Genomic DNA, 18,619 nt, shown 5'->3' with positions numbered 1-18,619 from the left:
CACTCCGGGAAAATCAACAAGAAGTCTGCGCCAACAGTCGCTGATACTGCGCCCAGTCAAAAGCAGGACCCGGATCGGTCTTACGTGTCGGGGCAATATCACTGTGTCCGGTAATGCGCGAAGGCGTCAAAGGATAGTGCTGCAGCAGTAGTCGCGTCACTGCGGCCAGCGCCTGGTACTGCGCATCGGTATAAGGCAGATCGTCGGTGCCTTCCAGCTCGATGCCGATAGAAAAATCGTTGCAGTTTTCGCGGCCCTGATAGCAGGAAACCCCGGCGTGCCAGGCGCGATTTTCGAAAGAGACATACTGCACGATTTCACCGTCGCGACGAATCAGGCAATGCGCGGCGACCTGCAGGTGGGCGATATCGGCAAAATAGGGATGGGCGTCGGGCGGCAAAGTGCCGGTGAACAGCCGATCGATCCACGGCCCACCGAATTCGCCCGGCGGCAGGCTGATATTGTGGATGACCAACAGCGAGGGCGCCTCGTCGTTGGGACGTTGATTAAAATGCGGCGACGGCACCTGACGAATGTCGGTCAGCCAGCCCTGTTCCAGTTTCATGCCGGTTTTTCCTTAGCAGAGTCGGGCTGAGAATAGCATGATTTCCACTGATTTTCGGCAGCCTAAAGGTGCTGCGCTACGGCGGTGACGCAACCATGTTAAGTATACTAAACAAAACTCAGACTTCGGCTGGTGAATTTGGCCTTTTCGATCTATTGTGGCTGCCTCACTGTTTCAGGTCATCAGGAGCGAATTCGTTATGCCAACCCGCCGTTATAATGCCGATAGCCGCCGACAGGCGCTGATCGCCCGTATTGAACAGGATATTCCCGCCACGGTCGCGCGCGCTTTGCAGGAGGATTTGGGCGGCGAGATCGATGCCGACCGTGACATCACCGCCCAGCTGCTTCCCGAAGAGAGCCAGGCACAAGCCCAGGTGATCACGCGGGAAGCGGGTGTTTTCTGTGGTAAACGCTGGGTGGAAGAGGTGTTTAATCAGCTTGGCGGTCATGTGACGCTGAGCTGGCAGGTCGAAGATGGCGACAACGTGACGCCTGACCAGCAGCTGTTTACCCTGAGCGGCCCTTCTCGTCGCCTGCTGACCGCTGAACGCACCGCTCTCAATTTCGTTCAAACGCTGTCAGGCGTGGCAACCGAAACGCGCCGTTATGTGCAACTGCTTGCAGGCAGCGACACGCAGCTGCTGGATACGCGCAAAACTCTGCCGGGCCTGCGCACGGCGCTGAAATATGCCGTGCTGTGCGGCGGCGGCGCAAATCACCGTCTCGGCCTTTCTGACGCCTTCCTGATTAAAGAGAACCATATTATCGCCAGCGGTTCGATTCAGCAGGCGGTGGAAAAAGCGTTCTGGATGCATCCGGATGTGCCGGTAGAGGTGGAAGTGGAATCGCTGGATGAGCTGGAACAGGCGCTTGCGGCGGGGGCTGACATTATCATGCTGGATAATTTCACCCTCGACGAGATGCGAGAGGCCGTCGCGCGCACGCAGGGGCGCGCGCAGCTTGAGGTTTCGGGCAACGTCACGGAGACGACGCTGCCGCAAATTGCGCAGACCGGCGTCGACTACGTCTCTGTCGGCGCGCTCACCAAGCATGTCCGTGCGCTCGATCTCTCGATGCGCTTCACTTCCCTGTAAACCAACTATGCCGTGGCGCTGCACACGGCTTTTTTGCGCGCCCGCTTCCGCTTCGTTGTTCAGAACGCTGCAACTCCGTCGCTTTATTGCGTTCCCTTTCCCGGCCTGAAAATCCGCGGCTGGGTTTAACGCCTGCGCTTTTTTATTCTGCCGCCTCTTAATCTACTCAGGAGGCGATGTAATGACTCATCAACAGGGTTTTACCCTGGTCGAGCTGATGATTGTGGTGGGGATCGTGGCGATCCTTAGCGCTATCGGCTTACCAGCCTATCAAAACTACCTGCAACGCGCAGCGCTCACCGACATGCTGCAAACGATGGTGCCCTACAAAACGGCCGTTGAGCTATGCGCTATGGAGCGAGGCGGCCCTGCGCAGTGCCAGGCGGGCGAAAAAGGCATACCGGCGGCAAAAGGCTCACGTTACGTTTCGACGCTCAGCGTCGTAAACGGCGCGATCACCTTAACCGGTCAGGAGAGCCTGACTGGACTGAGTGTCGAGATGACGCCGGTATGGGACAGTGCGGAAGGCAGCCTGAGGTGGCAGCGTAGCTGTACCAGCACCAGCGACAGCCTGCGTGATAACTGTCTGGAACAGTTCCGCTTCGATGACAAAGGAGCCAGCGATGGCAATGGCTGATTCCGCTATTCGCGCGCTGTGCCAGCGCTATCGCGCCGTCTTACTGCATCATGATGCGACGCTGCTGCGCGTCGCCGTTGCGGAACAGGTGCCGGAGGGCTTAAGCGAGGCGCTCTCCTTCGCCAGCCAGTGCCAGGTTGAAGTTGAGTGCTGGCCTCTGGCGCGCCTTGAGCTTCACCAGCACGGCAGTGCCGCTACGGATGCGCCGCGCGACGCCCTGCCGGAGTCGGCTATCGAGGCCGTTAACCAGATGTTGCAGCAGGCGCTGCGGCGACGGGCGTCCGATATTCATATTGAACCGCAGCGGGACGGCGTGCGGATACGGCTGCGCATAGACGGCGTGCTGCAGCCGCTGACGCTCCTGAGCGAAGCGCCGCCCGCCGCGCTGCTCGCCAGGTTGAAAATTCTGGGCGGTCTGGATATTGCCGAGCGACGACTGCCGCAGGATGGTCAGTTTACTCTGACGCTGGAGGGCAAGCCCGCCGCTTTCCGCCTGGCGACGCTGCCGGTGTGCAGTACGGTGAAAAAGCGGTCATTCGTCTGCTGCAAAGCGAGGATAGCGCCCTGGCGCTGGATAAGCTCGGCCTGCCCGCTGCGCAGCGGCGTCTGCTGGATGCCGCGCTGGCGCAGCCGCAGGGGCTAATTCTGGTGACTGGCCCCACCGGCAGCGGAAAAACCTTTACGCTCTACAGCTGCCTGAGCACGCTGAACCGACCGGAAATGAACGTCAGCAGCGTAGAGGATCCGGTCGAAATTCCACTGGCCGGCATTAACCAGACGCAGATCAACCCGAAATGCGGCCTCGATTTTAACCGGGTGCTGCGTGCCCTGCTGCGCCAGGACCCGGACGTCATTATGGTGGGCGAGATACGCGATGCGGAAACGGCAGAAATTGCGGTCAAAGCGGCGCAGACCGGCCATCTGGTCTTATCGACGCTGCATACCAACTCAACGGCGGAGACCCTGACGCGGCTGCGGCAGATGGGCATTCCTGGCTATCTGCTCGGCCCGGCGTTACGGCTGATTGTGGCGCAGCGGCTGGTGCGCCGCCTCTGCCCCCACTGTCGACAGCCGGCGCAGGCGATAGCGCACTTCCCGCCCGACATCTGGCCCGGCACGCTGCAAACCTGGCGCGCGCCCGGCTGCGACCACTGTTTTTCCGGCTATTTCGGGCGGCTGGCGCTGTTTGAAATCCTGCCGGTCGGCAACAAACTGCAAAATGCCATCGCCGCCGAGATGCCGCTCGACAGTGTGCTGGCGCTGGCAAAAAAGCAGGGTATGCGCACCCTGTTCAGCGCTGGCCTGGAGGCGGTCAGCCGCGGCGAAACCTCGCTGGAGGAGATGCAGCGCGTTACCGGTCTGGAAGATGTCCAGGCTTAGCCTCTACCGCTGGCAAGCGCTCAACAGCCAGCAGCAGCTGCACGAGGGGCAGAGCCTGGCGGTTGATGAAGAGAACCTGCTGCGCCAGCTGGCCGAACAGGATCTGCTACCGGTTAGCTGGCAGCGTCGTAAAGTGTGGCGGGCACGTGACTGGAAGTGGCAGCACAAAACAGACCTTGTCAGGCAACTGGCAACCTTGCTTAAAGCGGGTCTGCCGCTGGCGCAAGGCCTGGAGCTGCTGTCGCAAGGTCATCCCCATCCTGGCTGGCGGTTACTATTGCATGCGCTGCGGCTGCGCGTCTTAAGCGGCGTCCCCTTCTCCCAGGCGTTAAGCCAGTGGCCGCAAATTTTTCCACCCCTGTTCGCCGCCATAATGCAGGTGGGCGAACTGACCGGCCAGCTTGACGTCTGCTGCGCGCAGCTGGCCGATCAACAGGCACGTCAGCAACATCTGAGGAATAAAGTCATCAAGGCGCTGCGCTACCCACTCTTTATTTTAATGGTGGCAGTCGCGGTAAGCGGCGGCATGCTGCTGTTTGTGCTGCCGGAGTTCGTCTCGGTCTACGCCTCGTTCAACGCGCCGCTCCCCGCCTTTACGGCGGCGGTGTTGGCGTTCTCAGTGGGCCTGCAGCGCTGGGGCGGCTGGCTCGCGGTCGCGCTGCTGTTCGCCGCAGCGGGCTGGCGAGCGCTACAACAACGCTCGTCAGCATGGCAACGGTGGGAACAGCGTCTGATGCTGCGCCTGCCGCTTTTCTCAGATCTGTGGCGCGGCAGCCAGCTCAGCCAGATTTACGCCATTCTGCAGCTGACGCAACAGGCAGGCATTACGCTGCTGCAGGGTTTACAGGCGGCTGAAGCGACGCTGACGACGCGGTTATGGCGCGACGCCGTCATTGCGCTTCAGCAGCATATTACGCGGGGAGAGCCGCTGCATCAGGCGATGCGGGCGCATCCGCTGTTTACGCCGCTCTGTATGCAGCTGGTGCTGGTCGGGGAAGAGGCTGGTGCGCTGGATACCATGCTGGCGCAGCTAGCGGAGTGGCATGAGGCCCGAACGCTGGCGCTTGCCGATGCGCTCGCCGCCTCGCTGGAGCCAGTAATGATGGTGATTATCGGCGCTATTGTCGGCACGCTGGTGATCGCGATGTATCTGCCGGTATTTGGACTGGGAAACGTGATGCATTAGGGTGCGCGCGGCACCCTAATGCATAGACACCGTTAACGGTTGAAAACGCGGTTTTCCTGCTCGGCAACGCGAATAAAGGTGGTTCGCTTGGTCAGCTCCTTGAGCCGCTCAGCGCCGACATAGGTACAGGCTGAGCGCAAACCGCCAAGAATATCGCGCGCCGTTTCGGCAACCGGACCACGCAGCGGCAGCTTCACCGTTTTGCCTTCCGCTGCACGATACTGCGCGACGCCGCCAACGTGACGCTTCATCGCCGATTCAGAGCTCATGCCATAGAACAGCATAAACTGCTCGCCGTTCTCGTCGATCACCGTTCCCTCGCACTCATCATGCGCGGCGAGCATGCCGCCCAGCATTACGAAATCGGCACCGCCGCCGAATGCCTTGGCGATATCACCCGGCACCGCGCAGCCGCCGTCGCTGACAATCTGACCACCCAAGCCGTGCGCCGCATCCGCACATTCGATAACGGCGGAGAGCTGAGGATAGCCGACGCCCGTTTTGACGCGCGTTGTGCACACTGAGCCTGGACCAATGCCCACCTTAACGATATCCGCGCCGGAAAGGATAAGCTCTTCCACCATCTCGCCAGTGACCACATTGCCTGCGCAAATGGTGCGATCCGGGAAGATTTCACGCGCGCGCTGCAGGAAGGTGACAAAGTGCTCGGAATAGCCGTTAGCCACGTCAATACAGATGAATTTAAGATCGGCGGAGAGCGCCAGAATGGCGGTCAGCTTTTGCAAATCGGCATCGGAGGTGCCCGTCGACACCATAACGTGGTTCAGCACTGCAACAGACGAGCGCTGAATAAAGGCGCGCCACTCTTCGACGCTGTAGTGCTTGTGCACAGCCGTAAGAATATCAAAGCTCGCCAGCGCTTCCGCCATGCTGAAAGTACCGACGGTGTCCATGTTCGCCGCGATCACGGGTACGCCGCTCCAGCTCAGCCCGGAATGCTTAAAGGTAAATTGACGTTCCAGTTCGACTTCAGAGCGGCTTTTCAGCGTGGAGCGTTTAGGACGGATCAGTACATCTTTAAAACCCAGCTTTAAATCTTCTTCAATACGCATAAAAAATGTCCTGGTAAGTGGCAACGAACCGCAGTTCGGGTAGCGCGCACGGCTCCAGTGGCATAATCATACGCGCCATACGCCTGCCGACAAGACTGCGAATTTCACTTTATTTAAGCTACAATCCCATAAATTTAGCTGAGAATTTTCATTGTGATCGCGCACACAGTTCTGCGCTTCGGCTTGCCTGGCTGTGTAGCGCGCCTGAGAGAGTGATATGCCTTATACCGTGGCGCTGACCGGTGGAATCGGCAGTGGAAAGAGCACCATCGCCAATGCTTTTGCGGCGCTTGGCGTACCCATTATCGACGCGGATGTTATTGCGCGCGAAGTGGTCGAGCCAGGCTCGGCGGCGCTACAGAAAATCGCAGAGCGCCACGGCAACGGCATCCTGACGGAAGAAGGTACGCTGAATCGCGCCCGGCTGAGAGACATTATTTTCCGGTCGCCTGATGAAAAAACCTGGCTGAATAATCTGCTTCATCCCCTGATTAACGCCCGCACGCAGCAGCTGAAAGCGCTGACCACAGCGCCCTATGTGCTGTGGGTCGTGCCGCTGCTGGTCGAGAATGGCCTGCAGCGCCAGGCGGATCGCGTACTGGTCGTCGACGTCGATGAAGCGACACAGCTCATGCGCACTATCCAGCGCGACGGCATCGACCGACAGCAGGCGCAAAATATTCTGTCCGCTCAGGCGACGCGCAGCGCGCGCCTCGCCGTAGCCGACGACGTCATCAATAACAGCGGCACGCCCGATGAGGCGCTGCCGCAGGTTGCCGCCCTGCACCAGCGCTATCTGGCGCTGGCGGCAACGCAACAGGATTAACGCCATGAGTACAGTCGTTCTGTTTGAACATCCTCTGAATGAAAAAATGCGCACCTGGTTGCGCGTGGAATTCCTGATCCAGCAGCTGCAGGAAACCGTGCCGATAACCCGTACCGCCTCGGCCCTGACCTTTTTCCGCATCATCGGCGAGCTGCTGGATATTTTCGAGCGCGGCGATATGCGCACTGAACTCCTGAAAGAGCTGGAGCGTCAGCAGCAAAAACTGCGCGCCTGGGCTGACGTACCCGGCGTTGATATGGCCGTGGTCGATGCGCTGCGCGACCAGCTACGCGCGCAGGCAGTTCAGCTCAACAGTGCGCCGCGTATGGGGCAGCAGCTGCGTGAGGATCGGCTTATCGGGCTGGTGCGTCAACGGCTTAGCATTCCCGGCGGATGCTGTAGTTTCGATCTGCCAGGACTGCATATCTGGCTGCATCAGCCTCAGGAGATGCGCGACAGCCACGTCGCCGCCTGGCTGGAGACGCTGGAGCCGCTGCATCAGAGCCTGGCGATGATTCTGGATCTTATTCGTCAGTCGGGGGCATTCCGCCATCAGACCAGCCTGAACGGTTTTTATCAGGATAATGCGGAGGGTGCGGAACTGCTGCGCCTGCAGCTGCAGCTGGAAGATGCGCTTTACCCCCAGGTTTCCGGCCACAAAAGTCGTTACGCCATCCGTTTCCTGCCGCTGGACAGCGAACATGGCGAAGTACCCGCACGACTCAACTTTGAACTGGCCTGTTGTTAGAGGTAGCTATGCAAAATGAAGTGATTACCGTTCAGTGCCCGCACTGCGGTAGAGATGTAATCTGGGATGAACTCAGCCCGTGGCGCCCATTCTGTAGCAAGCGCTGCCAGCTGATTGACTTAGGCGAATGGGCAGAGGAAGAGAAACGCATTCCCAGCGAGGGCGATCTGAACGACAGCGAGGACTGGAGCGAAGAGCAGCACTGAGAGCAGGGGCGCAGCCCCTGCTGTTAAAGCTCGCCGGCGACCAGACGTGCAATCAGCGTATGGTTAGCTGGCGGGAACTCTTCCGCCACCAGCGCGCTTTGCGCCACCCAGCGCTGCGGCTGCCCTTCACGTCCCCACGGTTCGCCGTTCCAGCCTTCCACCAGAAAGAAGTTCAGCGTAACGCGCAGATCTTCGTAGGTATGATCCGCTGCGCCAATCGCTGTCGCCTGCGTCACGTCAATGCCTGTCTCTTCCAGCAGCTCGCGCTTCAGCGCCTCTTCAGCGCTCTCCCCCGCCTCGATTTTGCCACCGGGGAACTCCCACATATTCGCCATATGCGATGAGGCCGGGCGCTGAGCCAGAAAGATCTGTTTATCGGCGTTACGGATGATGCCAACGGCAACCTGCAGGTGCTTCATAAGGTTTTTCCACGTCAGGTGAGTCAATGTGCGCTGATTCTAAAGCATGGGCGGCGTAATGTTAATCACACTCCGCGGGCAAGAAAAAAGGAGCCGAAGCTCCTTTTTCTTAGCGTCTGTCAGGCCAGTCGGCCATGACACTGCTTATATTTTTTACCGGAGCCGCATGGGCAAGGATCGTTGCGTCCGACTTTATGCTCGCCGCTCTGCGCCGCCAGCGACGCCGCTGCGGCGGCTTCATCATCGACATGGCTGAGCTGCTGCTGCTGCGCCAGACGTTCAGCTTCTTCGCGACGCTGCTGCTCCATCGCTTCGACTTCTTCCGGCATACGAACCTGCACCTTGCTCAGGGTGCTGACCACTTCATACTTCAGCGACTCCAGCATCGCCGCGAACATAGCGAAAGATTCGCGTTTGTACTCCTGCTTCGGATCTTTCTGCGCGTAGCCGCGCAGATGGATGCCCTGACGCAGGTAGTCCATCGCCGCCAGATGCTCTTTCCACAGCGAGTCCAGCGTCTGCAGCATCACGCCTTTTTCGAAGTTGCGCATCATCTCAACGCCGACAACCTCTTCCTTACTGGCGTAGCTCTCACGGGCATGCGTCATGATGCGCTCGCGCAGCGTCTCTTCATGCAGATCCGGCTCTTTATCCAGCCACTCGGCGATCGGCAGATCAAGATCGAAGTCGTTGCGCAGACGCTCTTCAAGACCCGGCACGTCCCACATCTCCTCCAGCGACTGCGGCGGAATGTAGCTGTCGATGGTGGTTTTGAATACGTCCTCGCGAATGCTGTTAATGGTTTCGCTGACGTCGGCGACGTCCAGCAATTCGTTGCGCTGGCTGTAGATAGCGCGACGCTGGTCGTTCGCCACGTCGTCATACTCAAGCAGCTGCTTACGAATATCGAAGTTGCGGCTTTCCACTTTACGCTGCGCGTTGGCGATAGCTTTGGTCACCCACGGGTGCTCAATCGCTTCGCCAGGCTTCATACCCAGTTTACGCATCATATTAGAGACGCGATCCGAGGCGAAAATACGCATCAGCGCATCTTCCATCGACAGATAGAAACGGGAAGAACCGGCGTCGCCCTGACGACCGGCGCGGCCGCGCAGCTGGTTGTCGATACGGCGCGATTCATGACGCTCAGTGCCGATAATGTGCAGACCGCCTGAAGCCAGTACCGCATCATGGCGTTGCTGCCACGCGGCTTTGATCGCTTCAATCTGCGCTTCGGTGGGCTCTTCCAGCTCAGCAACTTCCGCATGCCAGCTGCCGCCCAGCATAATGTCGGTACCACGACCCGCCATGTTGGTCGCGATGGTGACCGCGCCCGGCTGACCAGCCTGCGCCACGATGTCCGCTTCACGGGCGTGGAATTTGGCGTTCAGCACGTTGTGCTTGATGCCCGCGCGCGTCAGTTCGTTAGAGACCACTTCCGATTTTTCGATGGAAATCGTACCCACCAGCACCGGCTGGCCATTTGCGGTACGCTCGCGAATATCTTCAATGATCGCGTCGATCTTCTCTTTTTCGGTCATATAGACCAGATCGGGCAGATCTTTACGCACCATCGGACGGTTGGTTGGCACCACAATCGTGTCGAGTTTATAGATGGAGCTGAACTCAAAAGCCTCGGTGTCCGCCGTACCGGTCATACCGGCCAGCTTCTCATAGAGACGGAAGTAGTTCTGGAAGGTGATGGAAGCCAGCGTCTGGTTCTCGTTCTGGATTTCTACGCCTTCTTTAGCTTCAATCGCCTGATGCAGGCCGTCAGACCAGCGGCGGCCCTGCATGGTACGGCCGGTGTGCTCGTCGACGATAACCACTTCACCATCTTTTACGATGTAATCTACGTCGCGCGTAAACAGCGCATGCGCGCGTAAGGCCGCCGTGACGTGATGCATCAGCATAATGTTGGTCGGCGAGTAGAGCGATTCGCCCTCGGCCATAATGTTCTGGCTAACCAGCAGCTCTTCGACTTTGACCAGACCGCGCTCGGTCATATGCGCCTGGCGCGCTTTCTCGTCGACCCAGAAATCGCCTTCACCCTGGAAGTTATCAGAATCTTCTTTCTCCTGACGTACCAGGCTAGGGATGATTTTGTTGACCTTGATATAGAGCTCAGAACTGTCTTCAGCCGGGCCGGAAATAATCAGCGGCGTACGCGCTTCATCGATCAAAATGGAGTCAACTTCGTCCACCAGCGCGTAGTTCAGCTTGCGCTGTACGCGCTCTTCCGGGCTGAACGCCATGTTGTCGCGCAGATAGTCGAAACCATATTCGTTGTTGGTGCCGTAGGTGATATCTGCCGCGTAGGCTTCACGCTTCGCCACAGAAGGCATGCCAGGCAGGTTAATGCCGACGCTCAGGCCAAGGAATTCAAACAGCGGGCGGTTGTTTTCCGCATCGCGCTGCGCCAGATAGTCGTTGACGGTCACGACGTGCACGCCTTTGCCGCTCAGCGCATTGAGATAGGCAGGCAGCGTCGCGGTCAGCGTTTTACCTTCACCGGTACGCATCTCAGCAATACAGCGATCGTTCAGCACCATGCCGCCAATCAGCTGCACGTCAAAGTGGCGCATGCCGAAGACACGCTTACTCGCTTCACGTACCGTTGCGAAAGCTTCCGGGATCAGGCTTTCCAGCGACTCGCCCTTTTTCAGACGCTCACGGAATTCATTGGTTTTCGCTTTCAGCTCATCGTCTGAAAGTTTCTCGAAATCCGGCTCCATCTTGTTGATGACGTCTACCACTTTGCGCATACGGCGCAGAGTACGATCGTTGCTGCTGCCAAATACTTTCGTTAACAGTTTGATTAACATATTAAAAACTTCTCAATTCAGCCGCTTTACACGGGCTGCGATAATGAAAAAGGGTATTTAAATAACGGTTTCAGACAAGCAGCGTAGACGGTCCGGCGCGAATTGCATGCGTTTTGCTGCGCCAGTCGGCCAGCGAAGTGACAGGTACGAGGGCTTCACGCGGCGCCTGCGCGACCTGCTGCGACGGCTGACGCAGAGAAGTGTGCGTGGTCAGTAACGCCTGGAGCGAATCGATAAGCGCCAGCTTATGCGCAGCCAGCGGGACAGTATCCGGTGTTTCCGCCTGCGGCGTTAAGGTAAACGAAAGGTGGCGGATAACGGTGCGGATGGCGTGCTGATGCCAGTAATCGATAGTAAAGCTGGGACGTCGCGCCGTTTCCTGCAGCCGGATCAGGTGATCGAAGCGCGCGGCGTTACCGACGAACAGGCTGCTGGAAGAGGATTCAGATGAGGTGTTAAGTTCGGCACTCTGCGCGCAGACAGGCAAACCAAAGCTGGCCGCCACCATCCCCAACAGAAGATGAGGCCAGAAATAGCGTCTGCCTAAGTGTCGCCAGCGTAGAAAAATTCCGATCACAGCTCTTCCATTGCGCATCAACGATCGCGTCGTTGTTGGGGGTTTGCCGCTCGTCTTTGAACAGCGGCGCTCAGCTTTTCAGAGCGCCTGATAGTACCATTAATGTGGGGCGACCACATCAGTGTTTAAAGTCGCTCTGGAAGAAAAGACGCCTGATTGTTCAGCGTTTCAGCAGCATGACATCATTTATTGCGAGGCGTGCCGGAAATCTCAGAGGAGCAAAACAGGCAATAAAAAAGCTGGCGCCGCTGACCGGAGAGGGGTGTCAGCATAACCAGCCTTTCAACGTTCTGGGGTAATTAAGCCAGAACCAGGTTTGGTGCCTTGAATGCCAGCGGGAGTTCCGCTTCGTCTTCGAAGGTAGCCCATTCCCAGGCTTCCTGTTTCGCCAGGACGGCCTGCAGCAGCTTGTTGTTCAGTGCGTGGCCTGATTTGAACGCGGTAAACGCGCCGATAATATTATGGCCGCACATAAACAGGTCGCCGATTGCATCAAGCATTTTATGACGAACGAATTCGTCTTCAAAACGCAAGCCTTCTTCGTTCAGCACGCGAAAATCGTCGAGGCCGATAGCGCAATCCAGACTACCGCCCAGGCACAGGCCTTTGGATTGCAGGTACTCGATTTCACGCATAAAGCCGAAGGTACGGGCGCGGCTGATCTGACGAACAAAAGAGTCGGCAGAGAAGTTCAGCTGATAGCGCTGAGAGCTGGAGTCGATCGCCGGATGGTTGAAGTCGATAGTGAAATCGAGAGAAAAACCGTTGTACGGCTTAATCTCAGCCCACTTATCGCCATCTTCCACGCGAACAGTCTGCTTAACGCGCACAAATTTCTTCGCGCTGTTCAGCTGCTCAATGCCCGCATCCATCAGCAGATAGATAAAGGGCGCGGCGCTGCCGTCCATGATCGGGATTTCTGGCGCATCCACTTCAACAATAATGTTGTCGATGCCCAGACCGGCCAGCGCGGCGTTCAGATGCTCAACCGTTGAAATACGCACGCCTTCATCATTCACCAGGCAGGTACTCAGCATGGTGTCGCGCACGTATTTTGCATCAGCCGGGAAATCAACCGGTGGATTCAAGTCAGTGCGACGATAGATGACCCCGGTATTAGCCGACGCAGGGCGTAATGTCAGTGTGACTTTCTTGCCGGTATGCAAACCGACGCCAGTCGCCTGAACAATACGTTTTAAAGTCCTTTGTTTGATCATCGTATTATCTCGCAATATTACCCATCCGACCGCTAGTATACTTTACCAGCGGGCGAACACTTTAGCACAAAGAGCGGAGAATCCCAATTCTCAGGTTATTCCTAGTCGGCCTGCTTACGCAGAAACGCTGGAATATCAAGGTAATCGGGCTCTTTGTTTGACTGCGCGCTCTGGTCGTTGACCACTTTCGCTGCCGGTTTTTGCTCCTGCGGCAGCGGCGACATGCCGTGCTGCTGATAGCGATGATCCATGACCGGCTGGCTGGCAGGCTTGTTGGTCACCAGCGTGATTTCAGGACGCTTGTCCATACCGATGCCGGTTGCTACCACGGTAACGCGCAGCTCGTCGTTCATCTCTGGATCCAGCGAGGTACCGATAACCACGGTCGCATTGTCGGAGGCGAAGGCGCGGATGGTGTTACCCACGGTTTCGAACTCATCCAGACGCAGGTCGAAGCCCGCCGTGATGTTGACCAGCACGCCGCGCGCGCCAGAAAGATCGATATCTTCCAGCAGCGGGCTGGAAATCGCCATTTCTGCCGCTTCTTCCGCACGGTCTTCACCGCAAGCGACGCCGGAGCCCATCATGGCGTAGCCCATTTCGGACATAACGGTGCGCACGTCAGCGAAGTCGACGTTCATCAGGCCCGGACGCGTAATCAGCTCGGCGATGCCCTGTACCGCGCCTTTCAGCACGTCGTTTGCCGCGCCGAAGGCGTCGAGCAGAGAGATGCCGCGACCCAGCACTTTCAGCAGCTTGTCGTTCGGGATAGTGATCAGCGAATCCACATGCTTCGACAGTTCAGCGATGCCCTGCTCGGCAAAAGCCATACGCTTTTTGCCTTCGAAGTTGAACGGCTTGGTCACGACCGCAACGGTCAGAATGCCCAGGTCTTTGGCCACTTCCGCGACTACCGGCGCAGCGCCGGTACCGGTACCGCCGCCCATACCGGCAGCGATAAACACCATGTCTGCTCCCTCCAGCGCAGAACGCAGTGCTTCGCGATCTTCTTCAGCCGAGGTACGACCAACTTCCGGATTCGCCCCAGCACCCAGACCTTTGGTGATATTGGTGCCGATCTGGATCGTCTGGCCAACCGCTGTTTTACGCAACGCCTGGGCGTCGGTGTTCACAGCGAAGAATTCTACACCTTCGATACGCTCGCGTACCATGTGCTCTACGGCGTTGCCGCCGCCGCCGCCGACGCCGATGACTTTAATCACCGCGTCATTGGTCAATTCCATCGGTTCAAACATGATTTCTCTCCGTTATGTGCCTGTCGCCTGGAGACCATAAACAGTGCCTGCATGGTCTCCTTTCTAAAATTAAAATTCTTTCTTCAACCAGCTATTAATGCGCTTGAACCAGTTGCCCACCGATGCGCGTTTTTCCGTCTCTGCATCGCCGTTCATATGGGACTCTTTGCCATAGTGCAGCAGCCCCACTGCGGTTGAGTAATAAGGTTCCTGCGCGTAATCCGTCAATCCTGTGATATTGAGCGGCTGTCCAATGCGCACCTGCGTATGAAAAACGCGTTGCGCGCAGGCGGCCAGCCCTTCAATTTGCGCAGCACCTCCGGTCAGCACGATCCCGGCAGCCAGATGATGCTTAACGCCCTGCTGACGCAGTTGTTCCTGTAGCTGCAAAATCTCGTCATTAACCAGATTCAGCAATTCGGTGTATCGCGGCTCGATCACTTCAGCCAGCGTCTGCCGTTGCAGACTGCGCGGCGGTCGTCCGCCAACGCTCGGCACTTCGACGTTTTCGTCTTTGCCGACAATCGAACCCAGCGCGCAACCGTGGCGAACCTTAATCGCCTCTGCGTCTGTCGGCGGCGTGCCGAAAGCATAGGCGATATCGCTGGTGACCACGTTACCTGCATAAGGGATCACTTTAGTGTGACGCAGCGCCCCGCCTGTATAAACAGCGATATCCATTGTACCGCCACCGACGTCGACAACACAGACGCCAAGTTCACGTTCGTCTTCCGTCAACACGGCAAAACTGGACGCCAGGCCGGCAAAAATCAGTTGGTCAACTTTCAGGCCACAACGTTCAACGGCTTTGACGATATTTTTCGCCATATCGTTGTGACATGTGATCAGGTGCACTTTCGCCTGCATGCGCACGCCCGAGAGACCCACCGGATTTTTAATGCCTTCCTGATAATCGATAGCGTATTCCTGAGGAATAACATGCAGGATGCGGTGCTCATCGCGCACGCGCACTGACTTCGCAGTGTGTACGACATTCTCCACATCATCCTGAGTCACTTCCTCTTCGGAAATCGGAACCATCCCGATTTCGTTCTGACAGCTGATATGTTTGCCCGATAAAGCAAGATAGACGGAAGAGATCTGGCAATCCGCCATCAGCTCGGCCTGATCGATGGCGCGCTGTACGCATTTCACCACCGACTCAAGGTCGTTTACGCCGCCTTTATCCATACCGCGAGACGGGCAGCTGCCCACCCCGATAATGTTGACCATGCCATCGGGCAGAATTTCCCCAACCAGGGCGGCAACCTTCGCGGTGCCAATTTCGAGTCCAACTACCAGTTTTCTGTCCGTTGCCTTGATCATTGTTTAGCCTGTGCCTGGTTCTGTTGCTGATTACTGTCCTGGAGCTCTACGGGCTCCGGCGTCCAGCCCACGGCTGCACCCGAGTCGTACCGCAAATCCACATAGCTGATACGCTTGTGCTCGTTCTGCCCTTGCTGCTGCAACGCCGGATAGAGCTCAATAAATCGGTTGAGACGTTTCATGGGTTCGCCGCGTCCCAGTTCGATGCGCACATCGTCGCTGGTGACCAGCTGCCATGACCGCCGCGCCGTCATCGACGCTACCTTCAGGGTAAATTTGTTGGCCTTCAGCACGTCGCTCATGCTGTGGTAACCCGCCAACACCTCTTTTTCACTGCCTTCCGGTCCGTACAGCATCGGCATCGTTTCTTTGCCGATGTGGCTGGCCGGTACGCTGAAGGAGACGCCGTCCGCATCCACCATATGCAGATCGTTCCAGCGCGCCACCGGCACATACTCCACCAGATGGATCTTCAGCTCGTCAGGCCACTGCTTGCGCACGCTGACCTGCTTAATCCACGGCAAACGCTCAATCTGCTGCTGCAGGATGTTGACATCCTGCGACATAAAGGTGCCCGGCGCGCCCAGCGACAAAATCGCCTGGCGAATATCATCGTGCGTGGTGTAGTGGGTTTCGCCCGTCACCACCAGTTTTGAGAGCGGCAGTCGCGACGCGTCGTTCATCCACTTCAGCACGACCAGCCCGCCGAAAATCATAATGCCAATGACCATCAGCAAAAAAACGATGCCGAAAAGTCTGGCCCCGTTGCTGCGCCCCGTGCGCACGCGCTCCTGAGGCTCGCGGTTCCGTGCGTTAAGTGCCGCCTGTGACATATCAGTCGGCCAGCTCCAGAATACGCGCCACCAGCCGGGAGAAGCTCATTCCCGCTTCTCTGGCCGCCATCGGCACCAGGCTGTGGCTGGTCATTCCCGGCGAGGTATTCACCTCCAGCAGCTGGAAATTGCCTTCACCGTCCGCCATAACATCTACGCGTCCCCAGCCGCTACAGCCCAGCGCGCGCCATGCGTCCCATACCAGTTTCTGCAGCTCCGCCTCCCGCTCCGCGCTTAATCCTGCCGGGCAGAAGTATTGAGTATCGTCAGAAATGTATTTTGCTTCATAGTCATAGAACTCGCTGGCGGTCTGAATGCGTATTGAAGGCAGAATGTGATCGCCAATAATGCCGACGGTGTACTCAGCGCCGCTGAGAAAAGCTTCGATTAACACGTTATCGTCATGACGAAAGGCTTCATCCAGCGCCGCAGGCAGCGCTTCCAGCGCGTTGACGCGGCTGATGCCGACGCTTGAGCCTTCGCTGCTCGGCTTGACGAACAGCGGCAGGCCGAGCGCCTCAACGGCGTTGCGCGTTTCCGCGGTCAGACCTGCCTGATACTGCTCGCGCGTCAGCCAGACAAAACGGCCTGACGGTAAACCGCGCCCCTGCCAGAGTAATTTGGTGCGCAGCTTATCCATAGTAATGGCTGACGCCATTACGCCGCTGCCGGTATAGGGCAGCTGCAAAAATTCCAGTACCGCCTGCAGGGTGCCGTCTTCGCCTCCGCGACCGTGCAGCGCAATAAAGGCAGCGTCGAAGCCCTGCTCTTTCAGCGTCAGCACCGAGACTTCGCGCGTGTCGACCGCGTGCGCGTTGATGCCCGCTTCGCGCAGCCCCGCCAGCACTGCCTTGCCCGACATCAGCGAAACCTCGCGCTCCGCCGAGGTGCCGCCCATCAGGACAGCGACTTTATCAGCCATGACGCTCCTCCGCTTTACGCTCCGGCTGCAGCTTGCACTCCGCCAGCTTGCGCGCCACTTTGCCTACGTTACCGGCGCCCTGCACCAGAATCAGATCGTTGCCCGACAGCAGCGGCGCCAGCATTTCCGGCAGCGCGTCATGATCCGGCACCAGTACCGGATCGACCTTGCCGCGGCCGCGAATAGAGCGGCACAGCGCCCGGCTGTCCGCGCCTGGAATCGGCGTTTCGCCCGCCGAGTAGACATCCAGCATCAGCAGCACGTCGACCTGCGACAGCACATTGGCGAAATCGTCGAACAGGTCGCGGGTGCGCGTATAACGGTGCGGCTGAAAGACCATTACCAGCTTTTTATCCGGCCAGCCGGCGCGCGCCGCCTTAATCGTGGCGTCAACTTCCGTCGGATGGTGGCCGTAATCATCTACCAGCATCGCGGTGCCCGGGTTGCCATTCACCGGCTCCGTCGGGAATTCGCCCAGCAGGTCGAAGCGACGGCCTGTGCCCTGGAAACTTTCCAGCGCGGCGAGAATGGCGTCGTCTTCAATGCCCTCTTCGCTCGCTACCGCAACTGCCGCCGCCGCGTTGAGCGCGTTATGGCGGCCAGGGGCGTTCAGCGTCACCTGCAGGCGCGGCTTGTCATGACGCACCAGCGTAAAATGCCCCTGCGCGCCGCGCTGCTCATAGTGCTCAATGCGCACGTCAGCGTCGTCGCTGAAACCGTAGGTGGTGATGTGCCGTCCGACCCGAGGGATCAGATCGCGGATCACCACATCATCAATGCACATGACCGCGCGGCCGTAAAACGGCAGGTTGTGCAGAAAATTAATAAATGTCTGCTTCAGGTTCTCAAAGTCGCCCTGATAGGTGTCCATGTGGTCAGCTTCGATATTGGTCACCACCGCCACCATCGGCTGCAGATGCAGGAAAGAGGCGTCGCTCTCGTCCGCTTCCGCAATCAGGTAACGGCTGCTGCCGAGCCGCGCGTGCGTGCCCGCGGCCTTAACCAGCCCGCCGTTGACGAAGGTCGGATCCAGACCGCCTTCGGCATAGATGCTTGATACCATCGCTGTAGTCGTGGTTTTGCCGTGCGTTCCGGCAATGGCGATGCCATGCCGAAAACGCATCAGCTCCGCCAGCATCTCAGCGCGACGGATAACGGGGATACGCTGTTCGCGCGCCGCGACCAGTTCCGGGTTGTCCTGCGCCACCGCGCTGGAGACCACCACGACGCTGGCGTCGGTGACGTTCTCCGGGCGATGGTTGAAATAAATGATGGCGCCCAGCGCCGCCAGATGCTGCGTCACCGCGTTCGGCGCCAGATCGGAGCCGCTAATATGGTAACCCTCGTTCGCCAACACTTCGGCAATACCGCCCATGCCGGCACCGCCGATGCCGACAAAGTGAATGTGCCGGACGCGACGCATCTCGGGCACAATGGAGCGCAGTTTTGCCAGTTGTTGTGTATTCATCGTTCTCAGTTACCTGTCATCTTTATCTGTGCCTGTTGCGGCACCGGCCAGCTACGCTG

General features: G+C 58.3%; 17 protein-coding genes and 1 pseudogene. 7 read left to right on the top strand and 11 right to left on the bottom strand.

Going from position 1 to position 18,619, the window contains the following annotated elements; translation table 11 throughout:
• Positions 1-13: 13 nt before the first annotated feature.
• A complete protein-coding gene (gene ampD, locus D7S44_RS13870; RefSeq protein ID WP_120455748.1) occupies positions 14-565 on the bottom strand; it encodes a 1,6-anhydro-N-acetylmuramyl-L-alanine amidase AmpD in 552 nt (183 codons plus the stop codon).
• Positions 566-764: 199 nt separating this feature from the next.
• Here ampD and nadC point away from each other — a divergent pair, with 199 nt between their 5' ends.
• From nadC to hofC, 4 genes and pseudogenes are all read left to right on the top strand, one after another.
• Positions 765-1,661, top strand: coding sequence for a carboxylating nicotinate-nucleotide diphosphorylase (gene nadC / locus D7S44_RS13865; RefSeq protein ID WP_120455746.1), 897 nt, complete (start codon positions 765-767; stop codon positions 1,659-1,661).
• A gap of 181 nt (positions 1,662-1,842) precedes the next feature.
• The gene (gene ppdD, locus D7S44_RS13860) at positions 1,843-2,298 is read left to right on the top strand and encodes a prepilin peptidase-dependent pilin (protein WP_120455744.1); all 456 of its coding nucleotides are present in this window, start codon (positions 1,843-1,845) and stop codon (positions 2,296-2,298) included.
• Positions 2,285-3,678, top strand: a pseudogene (gspE, locus tag D7S44_RS13855) (type II secretion system protein GspE). The gene ppdD and the pseudogene gspE overlap by 14 nt, the downstream one beginning before the upstream one ends.
• Positions 3,665-4,864, top strand: a complete 1,200-nt coding sequence (gene hofC, locus D7S44_RS13850) for a protein transport protein HofC (RefSeq protein ID WP_120455742.1) — start codon at positions 3,665-3,667, stop codon at positions 4,862-4,864. The pseudogene gspE and the gene hofC overlap by 14 nt, the downstream one beginning before the upstream one ends.
• A gap of 32 nt (positions 4,865-4,896) precedes the next feature.
• Here the strand turns inward: hofC and D7S44_RS13845 are convergent, their stop codons facing one another.
• Positions 4,897-5,937 carry a GMP reductase gene (locus D7S44_RS13845; protein ID WP_120455740.1) on the bottom strand — a complete coding sequence of 347 codons (1,041 nt, stop codon included), beginning with the start codon at positions 5,935-5,937 and terminating at the stop codon, positions 4,897-4,899.
• 217 nt (positions 5,938-6,154) lie between these two features.
• Here D7S44_RS13845 and coaE point away from each other — a divergent pair, with 217 nt between their 5' ends.
• Genes coaE through yacG form a run of 3 tightly spaced genes read left to right on the top strand, consistent with a single transcriptional unit; the run spans position 6,155 to position 7,717 of the window.
• Entirely contained in the window at positions 6,155-6,763 is a 609-nt protein-coding gene (gene coaE / locus D7S44_RS13840; protein ID WP_120455738.1) for a dephospho-CoA kinase, read from the top strand.
• 4 nt (positions 6,764-6,767) lie between these two features.
• Positions 6,768-7,511, top strand: coding sequence for a cell division protein ZapD (zapD, locus tag D7S44_RS13835; RefSeq protein WP_120455736.1), 744 nt, complete (start codon positions 6,768-6,770; stop codon positions 7,509-7,511).
• An 8-nt stretch (positions 7,512-7,519) separates the two neighbouring features.
• Entirely contained in the window at positions 7,520-7,717 is a 198-nt protein-coding gene (gene yacG, locus D7S44_RS13830; RefSeq protein WP_120455734.1) for a DNA gyrase inhibitor YacG, read from the top strand.
• Between the two features lie 23 nt (positions 7,718-7,740).
• Here the strand turns inward: yacG and mutT are convergent, their stop codons facing one another.
• The 9 genes from mutT to murC form a co-directional block, all read right to left on the bottom strand.
• The gene (mutT, locus tag D7S44_RS13825) at positions 7,741-8,136 is read right to left on the bottom strand and encodes an 8-oxo-dGTP diphosphatase MutT (RefSeq protein WP_120455732.1); all 396 of its coding nucleotides are present in this window, start codon (positions 8,134-8,136) and stop codon (positions 7,741-7,743) included.
• A 119-nt stretch (positions 8,137-8,255) separates the two neighbouring features.
• Complete coding sequence (secA, locus tag D7S44_RS13820; RefSeq protein WP_120455731.1) at positions 8,256-10,961, bottom strand: preprotein translocase subunit SecA; 2,706 nt, start codon at positions 10,959-10,961, stop codon at positions 8,256-8,258.
• A 70-nt stretch (positions 10,962-11,031) separates the two neighbouring features.
• Complete coding sequence (gene secM, locus D7S44_RS13815) at positions 11,032-11,538, bottom strand: secA translation cis-regulator SecM (RefSeq protein ID WP_205685229.1); 507 nt, start codon at positions 11,536-11,538, stop codon at positions 11,032-11,034.
• Positions 11,539-11,837: 299 nt separating this feature from the next.
• The gene (gene lpxC / locus D7S44_RS13810) at positions 11,838-12,755 is read right to left on the bottom strand and encodes a UDP-3-O-acyl-N-acetylglucosamine deacetylase (RefSeq protein ID WP_120455727.1); all 918 of its coding nucleotides are present in this window, start codon (positions 12,753-12,755) and stop codon (positions 11,838-11,840) included.
• A gap of 101 nt (positions 12,756-12,856) precedes the next feature.
• On the bottom strand, positions 12,857-14,011 hold the full coding sequence (ftsZ, locus tag D7S44_RS13805; RefSeq protein WP_120455726.1) for a cell division protein FtsZ: 1,155 nt from the start codon (positions 14,009-14,011) through the stop codon (positions 12,857-12,859).
• Between the two features lie 69 nt (positions 14,012-14,080).
• Entirely contained in the window at positions 14,081-15,337 is a 1,257-nt protein-coding gene (gene ftsA, locus D7S44_RS13800) for a cell division protein FtsA (RefSeq protein WP_033749492.1), read from the bottom strand.
• Entirely contained in the window at positions 15,334-16,170 is an 837-nt protein-coding gene (ftsQ, locus tag D7S44_RS13795) for a cell division protein FtsQ (protein ID WP_120455724.1), read from the bottom strand. Before ftsQ ends, ftsA begins: the two co-directional genes overlap by 4 nt.
• 1 nt (position 16,171) lies before the next feature.
• Complete coding sequence (locus tag D7S44_RS13790) at positions 16,172-17,092, bottom strand: D-alanine--D-alanine ligase (RefSeq protein WP_120455722.1); 921 nt, start codon at positions 17,090-17,092, stop codon at positions 16,172-16,174.
• Positions 17,085-18,560 carry a UDP-N-acetylmuramate--L-alanine ligase gene (gene murC / locus D7S44_RS13785; protein WP_120455721.1) on the bottom strand — a complete coding sequence of 492 codons (1,476 nt, stop codon included), beginning with the start codon at positions 18,558-18,560 and terminating at the stop codon, positions 17,085-17,087. The genes D7S44_RS13790 and murC overlap by 8 nt, the downstream gene beginning before the upstream one ends.
• Positions 18,561-18,619: the final 59 nt, after the last annotated feature.

It is taken from the genome of Pantoea piersonii (assembly GCF_003612015.1).
Lineage (GTDB): Bacteria > Pseudomonadota > Gammaproteobacteria > Enterobacterales > Enterobacteriaceae > Pantoea > Pantoea piersonii.
This window is presented reverse-complemented; position numbering and strand designations above follow the sequence as displayed.